Raw genomic sequence first — 13,911 nt, forward strand, 5'->3', positions numbered from 1 at the left:
TTAAGACAGAGGGACAGAAATGACTGTGCGTATTTCCCAGAGAACCGGCCAGGAAGGAGACCGCTCCTGCGCGGAAACACGCCTTCCAAAGACTGTGCCCGGGGAAAACACCACGGCTTTCTCGCCCATTCATCGTCTTGCCGATGCAGCCAGCGAAGGACTGGCCATTCTGTATCAGGGCCGGATCATCGAAGCCAACAGCCCTCTTCTTTCCTGCATAGGAACTGATCTCCAGAATTTCCCCTCTCTCGAAAATATCCTTCCCGAAGCCCTGAAGGTTCTGCCGGACAATCACTATCATTCCGGTATTCTCGTAACACTCCAAGAGCGTGCTCTTCCGGTACAGTTCCGACTGACCCCTCTTCGCCAGAAGGATAAAGACTGTATCGCTCTGGCTATCACATTCCCTACTACAACTTCTGTCACAACAAACCTGCCAAGCCGGGACGACGTTACGGATCTGTGCAGTAAAGAAGAATTCGAACAACATCTGGAAGAGTTCTTCGCCAACGGGACAGGCCAACATTCGGCGGGAATTCTTTTATACGTCAACATCAACCGCTTTCGCGCCATCAACGAACGTTACGGCACCAGAATTGCCAATGGCGTTCTGAGTGCAATCGGACAACGGATTCGAACATTCCTGACCAAAGAGTGCGTTGTCGCAAGACTTGGCGGCGACGAATTCGGCATTTTCTGTCCTTTCCCATACGAACATCCCACACAGGCGACACGCTGGGCACAGATTACACGGGATATTTTCCATACCTCATTCCCCGTGAACGGACACAGAATACACATAACAGCCAGTATCGGCTGTTGCCTCATTCCGTTTGATACCTATCGCTTTGAAACAGCATGCCATTATGCCGAACTCGCGCTGAACGAAGCACGCCGCCTTCAGTCTTCGGACTGGATCAGCTTCAATCCTGTTATGCAGGCAGATATCCAGCATCACTGTGAAATGGAACACGACCTGCGACGTGCCCTCGAGACAGACCAGTTCTTTCTCGAATTCCAGCCTCTGATCTGCCTAAAAACCAACCGGGTCGAATGCGTCGAAGCCCTTCTGCGCTGGCAACATCCCGTCAGAGGCGTAATTGCTCCAAATGAGTTCATTCCGGTCGCAGAAGACTGCAACCTCATTGTCCCGATCGGTCGATGGGTCCTCCTGGAAGCCTGCTCCCAAGCGAGCAGACTGCCACCTCATATCAGAGTGGCCATTAATATTTCCGCAGTTCAGTTCGCACATGACGACATGTATGCCGCCGTTATCCAGACACTCTTTCAGACCGGGTTGGCTGCAGAAAGGCTTGAACTCGAACTGACAGAGAGCATATTTCTGGATGCCGTACAGCGAAATCTCGAAACAATGGGTAAAATCCGCTCCTTGGGCATCAAGATTGTCATGGATGATTTCGGGATTGGGTTTTCAAGCCTGAACTATTTACGCAGCTTTCCTTTTGACCGGATCAAGATCGATCGTTCTTTCATCCGCGACATGTTGAACGACCAGCGGGCCCAGAGCATCGTCAGCGCCATCATGACACTTGGACATGCCATGTCGATGGAAGTTATCGCCGAAGGCGTAGAAACTGCGGCGCAGCTCGATATGTTGCGCCACACATCCTGCACTACGGCGCAGGGTTTCCTGATGGGACGACCTGCTGCTCTCGCAGATTTATCAGCCTATCCGGGAATGACGGACACCGCGATCACCTCATCAAAGAGCGTCAAAATTTCCAGAGATCATCTTTCTTGATGGGCTTCTGATTTACGCTCATCAGCCAGACGCTCTCGTCTGACGGCACGGCGCGTTTCACGCAACAACCGATATTTTTCAACTGCGCTCAGAGGGATCCTTTCCCTAAGATCGCAGCATTCAACCTCCTGCGTCTTTGAGGAAATGTGAAACGGCGGCGTCTCCGCGTCCCTGTAAGATGCCATCATCTTTCCATTCAGACTGTTTGATACAAACTGTAACTATCGTCCAATACCATGTCGAGGTCTTTCTAAGAGCTCGTTTTCATATGACGAAATATTCAATTTCGGAACCAAATCAGACAAACTCTCTGGACCAATCATGACGCTTTGCAACCCTGCTGCTTTCGCTGCCTGCATGTCTGTAGGCTGATCACCGAACACGACGCAGCACATGGGATCCAGTTCCCATCGCTTCAATAGATCAAGAATCATCCCAGGTTCCGGTTTGCGATCCGCGCTATATCCACGATATTGCTCGATTGCAGCTTCAGGATGCATCGGACAATATCTCCAGTCATCTACAGTTCCACCATATTCACGAATACTGTCCATGACCCAATCCATCAGCATCACGAGATCATTTTCAGAATAAAATCCGCGTGCGATCCCTGACTGATTGGTCACAATAAAAACATGGTAGCCGCTATCACAAAGCCGAGCGATGGCCTCACGTGCGCCCGGTTCCCATTCAAAGCGTTCCTTCGTTCCAACCCACCCGAAATCCCGGTTAATAACACCGTCACGATCCAGAAAAACGGCGGGACGACGCAGCCGCTGCGACATCTGCCCCAAGACTTTTTCCAAGGCACTGCCATTTTCAAAGGAATAAAAATCCCCTGTCAAAGGCATCCCCCGGAGATTTTGATTTTCCACCAGTCTGGGAATCACATCCCATTCCAAAGAACAGACTTCCGTCAGAAGCTCACAGATCGATGCATCAAAAAGATATAGCCCAGCATTGATCAGTTGCTGATCATTCGCTTCGATATCGCCACAAAACGATACTAAGTTTCCTGCTTCAAAACGCATTCTCGCCTGTTTGTCATGTGGACCCGCCTGACGCAGCAGCATCCAATGACTACTTCGGGCGGCCGTCAGAAAACGTGCCAGATTACATGAAAACAGCGCGTTTGCGGAACACAGGAAAAACCTCTCCTGCAGATGGGATCGAGCATGATGAAGTGCGCCTCCCGTTCCCACTTCGGGTTGTGTAACGCTTATGGTAATCTTCGCGAATCTCGGGAGAAAATCTCCGATATTTTCAACGGCAGTCGCAATATCCTGTGAATACCGACTGGTCAGGAATACAAACTCCTCGACACCAAAACGCTGCATTTCTCGCATCAACCACGCGACAAATGGTTTATCTCCACAAAGGATGAGTGAAAGAGGCAAGGTATGTGTAGCAGTATTTTCAAGTAAAATGACGCACTGACGAACCGTAACGCTGTGCACAGCAGCACTCTCCCCTGACTCACTGTATCCTGCAGGGGCAAGAACCCGACCTTTTCCCAATGCCCCTTGCCCATCCGCCGGGGCTTACCTAAAACTTTAACACCAATATCGTTTGACAGACCGGCGTTTCTGTCGGCCGCCACAAAGCTAGTCTGGACATATGAACACAGATTATACCATCTGGATCGACGTCGAAGACATTTTCCAGTATTTCGAAAACAATTCGCGCCCCAGCGGAATTCAGCGACTTGTCTACGAAATCCTGCATGTCATCCGCAAACAGGCCGCAACCAAACCGGGTATGGGCAATATTGCCCTGATCCGACGCGGACAGGACGAAACACAGCTTGTTTCCACGGTGTCTTTCGACGATCTGGAAAATCTTTTCGCCGTCCGTGCTGACGAAAAAGTCGCGCATGACAGCCGCCCGGCGCCCCGGTCGCGCAAAACACCCCGTGCTTTCGTAAGAAATCTGCGCCACACCGTCATCAGACGCATCGAGAGCCTGCCGCCGGAACTGGCACGCCCTCTGCTGACGATGGCCGTAAACCAGTTGCGCGCCCTGCGCCTTTTACGCCGTTTCGTGCAAAAACAGCTGAAACGCAGTCCGAAAACGGAAACTGCCCGAACACCGGCTGTGATGCAGTCATCAACTACGGCCAGCACGGCCAATCAGCCAAAGCCCGGCGATATCTTCCTGATCCTCGGCGCGGCATGGTCGGAGCCCGGCTTCGGCGACCGTCTGGCCCGAATGCGCAAAGCGTACGGCATCCAGCCTGTCCTGCTGCTGTCCGATCTCATCCCCGCTATTCGGCCGGAATGGTGTGCGCTGTCCCTGATCCGGGATTTCCGGCACTGGCTGGATACGACCCTCCCGCAGTGCGGACGCCTTCTGGCCATCAGCCACGCTACGGCGAAAACCATTGATGACTACACCCGCAAGCATCGCCTGAAGCTGCTGGCCCCCGTGCAGACCGTGCCCATTGGCAGCGGCTTCGGGCCGCCCCGCAAAGTGACAGGTGAACGTCCGAAAGGACTGCCTGCACCAGAAACCTATGTCCTGTTCGTCTCCACCATCGAAGCGCGCAAGAACCATATTCTGGCGTTCCGCGTCTGGCGTCGTCTGGTCGCTGATCTGCCTCCCGAGCAAGTGCCAACGCTTGTTTTCGCAGGACGGGTCGGCTGGCTCGTCTCCGACCTCATGCAGCAGCTTGAAAATACCGATTGGCTGCGTGGCAAGATCCGTCTTCTGCGCGACCCGTCGGATGACGAACTGGCGCATCTATATGACGGCTGCATGTTCACGCTTTTCCCATCCCTGTTTGAAGGCTGGGGCCTGCCGGTGACGGAAAGCCTGATCCATGGCCGTCCCTGCGTGGCCTCGAACGCGACCTCCGTCCCCGAAGCCGGCGGCCCGCTGTCGCGCTATTTCGATCCGGAAAATACCGACGACGCCTATCGTGTCGTCCGTGAGACAATCGAAGACCGCGAAGGCCTGACGAAATGGCAGGAGCAGGTCCGGACGCAGTTTAAACCCACCCCGTGGGAGCATACTGCTGACGCCATTCTGGACGCCTGTCACGCCGCGTATGTGGACGGGAGAGCGTCATGACCCTTTGGATCGACGTCGACGACCTGCTGTTTCACCTCGTCCATCATGGACGACCGAGCGGCATTCAGCGTGTGGTGTTCGAGCTCTGCGCGGGCCTGCGGACCCTACACGGCCACAACGTCCAGTTCGTACGCCGCGGAGCGAACAAACACGATCCGCGCGATTTCCGAACCATCGACTGGTCGGTAGTCGACACGCTGCTGCGGCAAGTTATGAAAGACAGTGGCGCCAAAGCCGCAAAAGCCTCGGCTCCACTGTTTTCCGCCATGCAGTTCGCTGAGAACGCAACACACCGCCAGGCATTGACCGGCATCCTGCAAACGGAAGGACAAGTTCTGGGCGGACTGGCGAGCCTGTGGGCCGGGCTGGGACGACTGGCAGTCAGCGAAGGCAAGGCGGCTCTGCGCCGCCGACGTCAGCAGTCAAGCACCGACGCCGCACAGCACGCCGAAGGAACCCCCCTGGCGGAAGCTGTCGAGGCTGGGGACGTGTTCCTGACGCTGGGCTCTCCGTGGCATCATGAGAATTATGTCCAGACGGTCCGGTGGCTGCGTGATGAACTACGGGTCTCTTTCGGACTCCTGATGCATGATCTGGCTCCCATCCGCTGCCCCGAATGGTGCCATATCGGCGTGATTACGACGTTCCGGGCCTGGCATCATGCCGTGCTACCACTGGCGGACATCATCTTCGCCAACAGCCGCGCCACAGCACAGGACGTCCAGTCCTATCTTGCGGAAGAAGGCATCGGAACGGGAATCACGGTCCAGCATGTTCCGATGGGAACGGAGTTCGGACTGGCGGAAACCGTCATGCCGACCGAACGTCTGGTGAGCGAGCCCTACGTCCTGTTCGTCTCCACGATCGAGGCCCGCAAGAACCACATGCTCCTCTTCCGGATCTGGCGGCAGATGCTGGAAGACATGCCGGTCGATCAGGTTCCGACACTGGTGTTCGCGGGGCGTCCGGGCTGGCTCGTTTCCGATCTCATGCAGCAGCTTGAGAATACGAAATGGCTGGATGGCAAAATCCGCTTCATCCAGAACCCGTCAGATGCCGAACTGCGACGCCTCTATTCCGATTGCAGCTTCTCGGTCTTCCCGTCTTTCTTCGAAGGCTGGGGCCTTCCGGTGACGGAAGGTCTGGCGATGGGGCGCCCCTGCATCGCCTCCAACACGACCTCCATCCCCGAGGCTGGCGGACCGCTCGGACGCTACTTCAACCCGCGCAATCTCAGTGAAGCCTATGCCCTGATCCGTCAGGTCATCGACGATCCAGAAGATCTGGCCGCGTGGACCCAGAAAGTGCGGAGCGAGTTCAAACCCGTTCCGTGGACCACCGGCGCAAAGGTCATCCTCGACGCCGTCCGGCGTTGAAAATCCTGCGCCTGTAAACGTCTTTGCCCCTGTGCATGAAAGTTTCATGCACAGGGGCTTGAGTCAGGCCCGCAGATCACGCACATGCAGAACCCAGCAGTTCAGTCAGCATGGGGTCGTTCGCGCTCCCGTTGCAGCCCCGTCTTTCCGGCCTTCCGAGGAGCGTTCCCTTGAAAATCAATGGCATTTCCTATCGCAGTCTTTGGCGCCCGTCCGACGATGCCAGCAGCATCCGGATTTTCGACCAGACCCGCTTCCCTTGGGCTGTGGAGCTTCTGGAACTCCGGGACGTCGGCGGCGTGGCCGAGGCCATTACGTCCATGCAGGTGCGCGGCGCTCCGCTGATCGGGGCCGTCGCGGCCTATGGTCTGGTGTTCGCCCTTCAGGACGACGCGTCTGACGAGGCTCTGGATAAGGCCGCAGCGTTTCTCGTGGCTACGCGCCCGACCGCCATCAACCTGCGCTGGGCCATTGAGCGCATGGTCAAACACCTCAAGACTGTTCCCGAAGCTGGGCGTGTCACTGCGGGCTATGCCGAAGCCGACGCCATCTGCGACGAAGATGTTCAGGTCAATGAGTCCATCGGTCGTCACGGGCTTGAGCTGATCCGTGAAATCTGGGAGCGTAAGGGCCGTCAGGGACAGGTCAATCTTCTGACGCACTGCAATGCCGGATGGATCGCCACCGTCGACTGGGGCACGGCCCTCGCCTCGATCTATATGGCGCATGACGAAGGTATTCCGGTTCATATCTGGGTGGATGAGACACGCCCCCGCAATCAAGGCAGCCTGCTGACGGCATGGGAACTCGGCAGTCACGGCGTGCCGCACACCGTCATCGCCGATAACGCCGGCGGCCATTACATGCAGGCCGGACGGGTGGATATGGTCATCGTCGGCACGGATCGCGTCACGGCGCAGGGCGACGTGGCCAACAAGATCGGCACCTATCTCAAGGCCCTTGCCGCGCATGACAACAACGTCCCGTTCTGGGTGGCACTACCGTCCTCAACGATCGACTGGCGCGTGCGTGACGGTGTGAAAGAAATCCCGATTGAAGAGCGCAGCGCGGACGAAGTGCTGTTCATGACAGGCCTCGACAGCCGGGGAGACGCCAGCCGCGTCCGAATCGCACCTCTCGGCAGCCCGGCCGCAAACCCGGCCTTCGACGTCACGCCAGCCCGCCTCGTGACGGGCCTCATCACAGAGCGCGGCCGTTGCGACGCCAGTGAAGCCGGGCTGCGGTCACTGTTTCCCGATACTCCGTGACCTCTGCGGCACCCTGCAAGGGCTACGCTCCGCTATGGTTTCGGATCATTCGAGCGTTCCTTGCAGGAAACGCTGTTCTGGGGCTGACTGCGAGCGTCTTTCTGCCCGCACTCTGCATCGGGTTCGGTATGGCCATGGACAACCCGGCAAGCGAGCCCCTCTTTACCCGCTGTATGTTGATCTATCTCGGCCTCCTGCCGATTGTCTGTATCGTCACGCTGACATTCCTGTTCAGAACAAGACCCATGTCACTGATGCAGACAATATTCTGTGCTGGAATATCCACGGCTCTGCTGGGCTTCTGGTTTCCTCCCGTGGGGCTCCCTGTCATTCAGAAAATCTGCATAAAAATAAAGACATGGCAGACCTTGTCCCCTCCATCAGTCAGCTCCCATCCTTGACGCTCTGTGTCACATGCCGTTCAAGTTGAAGTCATGATGGGTACATGAGGATAACAGTGCCAGATTCGCATCTTTTCAGGCGAGCAGCTGCTACGGCCGCCCTGCTCGCACTGGCTGCATGTTCCAGCCAGCAGAGTGTCAGCCCGTATCCGGCCCGCACGCCGAACGCCCAGTATGCGAACGGAACCAGTGGTCCCGTGGGTTATGACGTCCATGTTCCGGACTTCGCCACTCGCAATTTCGAGCCGTTCAACCGGCAGGACGTTGCGGCCATCGCCTTGCGCGAATGGCGGATGTTCGGCTCTCCCGTCTCGGACGACAATCCCGAAGACCGCCCTGAACCCACGGACGCGGCGCTGAAGCCCGAACGGCTTCCGGGCCTTTGGCAGCGGATCGGCGAATACTGGTGGATCGGACAGGATCCGTATGAGACGGAAGTCGGCTGGACGGGTAAGACGGATTCCCAGGGCACCCGCTTCGAGATCGCGCATGACGGCCATTATGCCTGGTCTGCCGCATTCATCTCGTATGTGATGCGTATTGCAGGCGCCAATGGACGCTTCCCGTATTCCCCCAATCACTCCACCTATATCAACGCTGCCGCCAGCGGGCAGTCCAGCGGCGTGACGGCGCATGATCCCGGAACCTATGCCCCCAAGCTCGGCGATCTGATCTGCGTCGGACGCGGCAAGAGCAAAACCGTGACCTTCTCCATGCTGCCGACCAGCTACGGCTTTCCGGCGCATTGCGGCATTGTCTCCGCCACCGACCAGAATGCCCAGCCTTTCGGACATGAGCTGAGCATTATCGGCGGCAACGTGGATGATGCCGTAGCCCTCACCCATGTTCCCACGGATGCCAACGGCATGATCGCCGACAGTTCAGGGCACAGCTACGACAGCCGCTATCCCTGGTGCGCCGTGCTGGAAGTGCATTACGACGCGGATCAGGAACCCGACAGCGGCATGTAAGCCGACGGCAGGCCGCTGGAACGCCAGCCCTTGCCGGGGCCGTGCTGGTCTTCGAATCCGTCCACGATATTGCTGACATCCGCATAACCGGCATTTTCCGCCAGCAGTGCGGCATGATGAGAACGTACGCCCGACCGGCACAGGAACAGCAGCGGTGTCTGCTGGTCGGGAACAGCTTCGAGCAGGGCTTCGAGGAACTCGCGCTGAAGGTCCGACTGCCAGGTCACGCACAGAAGTGGCGCGGTCATCGCATCCGCGTCGGGCAATCCCACATGCATCCATTCCGGCGGCGTGCGCACATCCACCAGAACAGGCTGCGCGTCATTTTCAGAGGCCGTTCCATGCTTTTTTTCAAGCATGTCCCACGCCTGCCTTGCTGTCAGAACCTTCATGCTCTTTCTCATCCTTCCAAAACGCGTTCTATAATTCACCCAGCACGGGCCAGCACAGGAGTTACCGTATGACCGACCTCTCTCCGAACCGCCAGGCTGCCACGATCGGATGGCAGACCGTCTCCCCGAGTATGACCGCCGCGATCGGGGGCACGCCCCTCATCCGCCTTGAACGCGCGTCCGAGGAAACCGGCTGCAATATCTACGGCAAGGCCGAGTTCATGAACCCCGGAGGTTCCGTAAAGGACCGCGCGGCTCTTGCAATCATCAATGATGCCCTGAAAAGCGGCGCCCTGAAACCCGGCGGCACGGTCATTGAGGGAACGGCGGGCAATACGGGAATCGGCCTGACGCTGGTCGCCCATGCGGTAGGCTGCAAGGCCGTGATCGTCGTGCCGGAAACACAGAGCCGCGAGAAGCTGGACTTTCTGCGCATGATCGGCGCGGATCTGCGTCTTGTCCCCGCCAAGCCTTATCGTGATCCGGGCAATTACGTCCATGTCTCGCGTCGTCTGGCCGAAGAGATCGGCGGGTTCTGGGCCAACCAGTTCGACAACACCGCCAACCGCGAAGGCCACCGCGCCACTACGGCCCGTGAAATCTGGGAACAGACGGGGGGAAAAATTGACGCCTTCACCTGCGCCTGCGGCACGGGCGGAACACTGGCTGGAATCGCATTGGGCCTGCGCGATCAGGCCGCAGCAGCCGGAAAGACCGCACCGCGCGTCGTTCTCGCCGATCCGGAAGGTTCCGCGCTTTATGGCTGGGTGAAGTCCAACGACCTCACCATCACTGGGGGTTCGATTACCGAAGGAATCGGTCAGGGCCGCGTGACCGCCAATCTGGAAGGCTCGGCACCCGATGACGCCGAACGCATTCCCGATGCCGAGGCGCTGGAGCAGATTTTCTCGCTGACCTCGAACGAAGGTCTCTCGGTCGGCGGCTCGTCCGGCATCAATGTCGCTGCGGCAATCCGCACCGCACGCCGTCTTGGACCCGGACATACGATTGTTACAATTCTGTGCGACGGTGGTGCCCGATATCAGTCCAAGCTGTTCAACCCGGAGTTCCTGCGTGCGAAAAACCTGCCTGTCCCGCCCTGGCTGGCCTGACCTCGCCGCAGTGCCGTCCCTTCTCGGGGGCGGCACACGCAGTCCGAACGCGGTCACAGCATTCCTGAAAGGCCTCTGGTCATGAGCACGGAAACACTGCCCCATCTTCTGGTCGTGGATGATGACCGCGAAATCCGCGAACTGCTGAGCCAGTTCCTCGAACGCAATCATTTCCGCGTGACGGCTGCCCGTGACGCCCGCGAAGCCCGCAAGGCCTGGGCGAACGGCCACTACCAGCTCGTGGTGCTGGATCTGATGCTGCCCGGCGAAAGCGGCCTTGAAGTCGCGCGCTGGCTGCGCTCGCAGGACAACGTCCCCATTATCATGCTCACTGCCATGAGCGACGAAACCGACCGGATCATCGGTCTCGAATTCGGTGCGGACGATTACGTCGCCAAGCCCTTCAACCCGCGCGAACTGCTCGCCCGCATCCGCGCGGTGCTGCGCCGGACGATCGACGTCGAGGACAAGCGACAGGTTGCCGATACCCGCAAGATCCACTTCGCGGGCTGGTGCCTCGATCCCGTCCGCCGTCGCCTGCTGAACCCGGAGGGTGCGGAAGTTTCCCTCACCGGTGGCGAGTATGACCTACTGATGGCACTGCTCGAACGCGCAAACCGCGTGCTGACGCGCGACATGCTTCTGGAACTGCTTCGGGGCCGTCAGGCCGGACCGTTCGACCGCGCCATCGACGTCGCAGTCAGCCGCCTGCGTCGCAAGCTCGAAGACGACGGCCGCAATGCGCAGGTCATCAAGACGGTGCGCGGCGGGGGCTATGTCCTCGCGGCAGAAGTCGAGCGTCTCTGACCGGAATGCATATCCTTCCACGATCTCTCGTCACCCGCACCAGCCTGCTGCTGATTGTGGGGCTTGCCATCGTGGAAGCCGCAGGACTGGCCATCCACGCGCTGGACCGCTTCGATCTTGAAGAACGCAGTCAGGTCCATGAGGAGCAGGTACAGGTCTTTTCGATCTACCGCACGGTCGCGGAAGCCAGTCCCGCTGACCGTCGCGACGCGATCGAAGACCTACGCGTCCCCTCCAACGTCACGGTCCTGCTTCTCAAAGAGCCGGACCCGTTGATCGAGGGGCATGAAATCCCCCTCCCCCCGAGAGTGTCTTCCCCTTTCCTGCATCATCCGCGCGATGGCTTTCCCCAGCCCAGCATGATGGATGAAAACGGACCCCATCCGGGCGCGGACATGCCCCAACATATGGGTCCACCCGGTTTTCCAGAACCCGGCATGAACGGTCCGGATTTCCACATGCCCCCCGGCCCTTCCGGTACGCCCTTGAGTGGCCCCATGCCGGGTCCAATGGGGAACCCGATGGACGGCCATATGCCTCCCCCGATGGAAGGAACCCCCCGCTTCCCGGGAAGCCTGCACCGACATGATATGCCGCCCTTCGTGCGATGGGCGCTGCTGCCGTCGTCCCTTTATCCGCGCAAGGTCCTGATCGGCCAGAAACTGCGAACCCACTCCACTTCGATCCTCCTGCCGGACCGGGACTGCTGGGTCGTGGTCCGGTTCGTCACCCCTCTGCCCAACCCGTTCGGATCGCCGACCTTCCTGATCGCGTTCCTCGTCATGTCCATTGCCGGCAGTGCGATGATCGTCTGGGCCACACGCCGCCTGATCGCCCCCGTCACGACGCTTGCCAACGCCGCCGAAGCACTCGGCCGGGACGTCAACACCGCAGCCCTGCCCGAAAACGGCCCTTCCGAAATCCGACGTGCCGCGATTGCCTTCAATACGATGGCCACGCGCATCCGCCGTTTCGTAACGGACCGCACGCTCATGCTGACCGCCATCGGCCATGACCTCCGCACGCCCATCACGCGCCTGAAACTGCGCGCCGAGTTCATCGACGACGACGCACTCCGCAACAAGGTGCTGGCCGATCTGGACGAGATGGAAGCCATGGTTTCCGCCACACTGGCCTTCGGACGTGACAGCGCTTCCGCCGAACCCATCGTCACGCTGGACCTGCGCGCCCTGCTCCAGACCATCATGGATGAAGCCGCCGAAAGCCTGCCGGACAAGGCGGACGACCTGTTTTATGAACCGCCCAACGTGCCCGTCCGCATCAAGGCGCGCTCGGTCGCGCTGAAACGCGCTTTGAACAACCTCATCCTCAATGCCCTGAAATATGGCGGGGACGCCCATGTCACACTCATTCCGGCCACTCGCCCCGGCGAGAAAGGCAATGCGGTCCGCATCCTGATCGAAGACAACGGCCCGGGCCTGCCTGAAAACGAGCTGGACCGCGTGTTCGAACCTTTCGTCCGCATCGAGAGCAGCCGCAACCGCGAAACCGGTGGAACCGGCCTTGGTCTGGCCATTGCCCGCACCATCCTGCACGGTCAGGGCGGTGATGTCCGCCTTGAAAACCGGACCGGCGGGGGCTTGCGCGTCATCGTCACGCTGGCCCCATAAGCAGAGCATGAACAGAGCCGCGCCTTGATCAATGGCCCGGCTCTGTTCATGCTAGAGGCTTCCCCATCTTTCTGATCAGGTCTTTTCCATGAAACAGCGTGAACTTGGCCGCACCGGCATTGCCGTCAGCGAAATCTGCCTCGGCACCATGACCTTCGGTCAGCAGAACACCGAAACCGAGGGCCACGCCCAGCTCGACATGGCGCTGGACCACGGCATCAATTTCATCGACACCGCCGAACTTTATTCCATCCCGCCCCGCGCCGAGACGCAGGGCTCAACCGAAACCATCATCGGAAGCTGGCTGAAAGCGCGCGGCGGCCGTGACCGTCTCGTCATCGCCAGCAAGGTCGTCGGACGGACGGCCATGCCGTGGTTCCGCCCCGATGGCGAGGAAGCACGCCTCACCCCGCGCCAGATCCGCTATGCGCTCGAAGGCTCACTGCGCCGCCTCGGCACCGATTACATTGACCTTTATCAGCTCCACTGGCCCGACCGGAAAGTGGGCCTGTTCGGCGAAGGTGGCACGACCTTCCGCGACCTGCCCGAAGACTCCGCCGTTCCGTTCGAAGAGACGCTCGGCGTGCTCGGCGATCTCGTGAACGAAGGCAAGATCCGCCATGTCGGTCTCTCCAACGAGACGGCTTGGGGCGTCTCAAAATTTCTGGAAGCCTCCCGCACGGGCCTGCCGCGCGTAGCCTCAATCCAGAACGCCTATAACCTGATCAACCGGACTTTCGAGATCGGTCTTGCCGAAATGGCGCTGCACGAGAAGGTCGGACTGCTGGCGTATTCCCCGCTCGCGCAGGGCTACCTGACCGGAAAATATCTGAACGGCGCCCGCCCCGCCAGAGCCCGCACCACGCTGTTCAACCGTGGCCAGCGTTACGAAAAGCCCGGCGTTGACGATGCCATCACGGCCTATCACGCCCTGGCCCGCGAGGAAGGGATCGACCCTACCCAGCTCGCGATCGCGTTCGTCACCTCACGCCCGTTCGTGACATCCAACATCATCGGCGCCACCAGCGTCGATCAGCTCCGTACCATTCTCGGCGCGACAGATGTCATCATCACGCCCGAGCTGGAAGAGAAGATCAACGCCATCCATCAGGTGCACTCCAA

The 13,911-nt window shown here is 59.1% G+C and carries 11 protein-coding genes; 9 read left to right on the plus strand and 2 right to left on the minus strand.

What is annotated here, in order from left to right; translation table 11 throughout:
• Positions 1-19 precede the first annotated feature (19 nt).
• On the plus strand, positions 20-1,762 hold the full coding sequence (locus GKO01_RS02400; RefSeq protein ID WP_099285512.1) for a putative bifunctional diguanylate cyclase/phosphodiesterase: 1,743 nt from the start codon (positions 20-22) through the stop codon (positions 1,760-1,762).
• A gap of 221 nt (positions 1,763-1,983) precedes the next feature.
• Here the strand turns inward: GKO01_RS02400 and GKO01_RS16250 are convergent, their stop codons facing one another.
• The gene (locus GKO01_RS16250) at positions 1,984-3,219 is read right to left on the minus strand and encodes an HAD-IIIA family hydrolase (RefSeq protein WP_244901286.1); all 1,236 of its coding nucleotides are present in this window, start codon (positions 3,217-3,219) and stop codon (positions 1,984-1,986) included.
• 160 nt (positions 3,220-3,379) lie between these two features.
• Here GKO01_RS16250 and GKO01_RS02410 point away from each other — a divergent pair, with 160 nt between their 5' ends.
• The 4 genes from GKO01_RS02410 to GKO01_RS02430 all read left to right on the plus strand — a co-directional run bounded on the left by GKO01_RS02410 (position 3,380) and on the right by GKO01_RS02430 (position 8,847).
• Complete coding sequence (locus GKO01_RS02410; protein WP_099285513.1) at positions 3,380-4,831, plus strand: glycosyltransferase family 4 protein; 1,452 nt, start codon at positions 3,380-3,382, stop codon at positions 4,829-4,831.
• Entirely contained in the window at positions 4,828-6,207 is a 1,380-nt protein-coding gene (locus GKO01_RS02415; protein WP_099285514.1) for a glycosyltransferase family 4 protein, read from the plus strand. The genes GKO01_RS02410 and GKO01_RS02415 overlap by 4 nt, the downstream gene beginning before the upstream one ends.
• A 170-nt stretch (positions 6,208-6,377) precedes the next feature.
• Positions 6,378-7,475, plus strand: a complete 1,098-nt coding sequence (gene mtnA, locus GKO01_RS02420; protein WP_099285515.1) for an S-methyl-5-thioribose-1-phosphate isomerase — start codon at positions 6,378-6,380, stop codon at positions 7,473-7,475.
• A gap of 445 nt (positions 7,476-7,920) precedes the next feature.
• A complete protein-coding gene (locus GKO01_RS02430; RefSeq protein WP_241009257.1) occupies positions 7,921-8,847 on the plus strand; it encodes a DUF2272 domain-containing protein in 927 nt (308 codons plus the stop codon).
• Here the strand turns inward: GKO01_RS02430 and GKO01_RS02435 are convergent.
• Positions 8,823-9,239, minus strand: coding sequence for a rhodanese-like domain-containing protein (locus GKO01_RS02435; RefSeq protein WP_099285517.1), 417 nt, complete (start codon positions 9,237-9,239; stop codon positions 8,823-8,825). The two genes, GKO01_RS02430 and GKO01_RS02435, sit on opposite strands and share 25 nt — an antisense overlap.
• A 68-nt stretch (positions 9,240-9,307) precedes the next feature.
• Here GKO01_RS02435 and GKO01_RS02440 point away from each other — a divergent pair, with 68 nt between their 5' ends.
• The 4 genes from GKO01_RS02440 to GKO01_RS02455 form a co-directional block, all read left to right on the plus strand.
• Complete coding sequence (locus GKO01_RS02440) at positions 9,308-10,351, plus strand: cysteine synthase A (RefSeq protein ID WP_099285518.1); 1,044 nt, start codon at positions 9,308-9,310, stop codon at positions 10,349-10,351.
• An 81-nt stretch (positions 10,352-10,432) separates the two neighbouring features.
• On the plus strand, positions 10,433-11,158 hold the full coding sequence (locus tag GKO01_RS02445) for a response regulator (protein ID WP_099285519.1): 726 nt from the start codon (positions 10,433-10,435) through the stop codon (positions 11,156-11,158).
• A gap of 5 nt (positions 11,159-11,163) precedes the next feature.
• Positions 11,164-12,789, plus strand: a complete 1,626-nt coding sequence (locus tag GKO01_RS02450) for an ATP-binding protein (protein WP_099285520.1) — start codon at positions 11,164-11,166, stop codon at positions 12,787-12,789.
• Positions 12,790-12,877: 88 nt separating this feature from the next.
• Positions 12,878-13,911: aldo/keto reductase (locus tag GKO01_RS02455; protein ID WP_099285521.1), on the plus strand; the 1,034-nt coding region annotated here is incomplete at its 3' end.

It is taken from the genome of Gluconobacter kondonii (genome assembly GCF_002723995.1).
Lineage (GTDB): Bacteria > Pseudomonadota > Alphaproteobacteria > Acetobacterales > Acetobacteraceae > Gluconobacter > Gluconobacter kondonii.

Coding starts and splice junctions, on each gene's coding strand:
- GKO01_RS02400 (WP_099285512.1), top strand. CDS start 20: ATGACTGTGCGTATTTCCCAGAGAACCGGCCAGGAAGGAGACCGCTCC.
- GKO01_RS02410 (WP_099285513.1), top strand. CDS start 3,380: ATGAACACAGATTATACCATCTGGATCGACGTCGAAGACATTTTCCAG.
- GKO01_RS02415 (WP_099285514.1), top strand. CDS start 4,828: ATGACCCTTTGGATCGACGTCGACGACCTGCTGTTTCACCTCGTCCAT.
- GKO01_RS02430 (WP_241009257.1), top strand. CDS start 7,921: ATGAGGATAACAGTGCCAGATTCGCATCTTTTCAGGCGAGCAGCTGCT.
- GKO01_RS02435 (WP_099285517.1), bottom strand. CDS start 9,239: ATGAAGGTTCTGACAGCAAGGCAGGCGTGGGACATGCTTGAAAAAAAG.
- GKO01_RS02440 (WP_099285518.1), top strand. CDS start 9,308: ATGACCGACCTCTCTCCGAACCGCCAGGCTGCCACGATCGGATGGCAG.
- GKO01_RS02445 (WP_099285519.1), top strand. CDS start 10,433: ATGAGCACGGAAACACTGCCCCATCTTCTGGTCGTGGATGATGACCGC.
- GKO01_RS02450 (WP_099285520.1), top strand. CDS start 11,164: ATGCATATCCTTCCACGATCTCTCGTCACCCGCACCAGCCTGCTGCTG.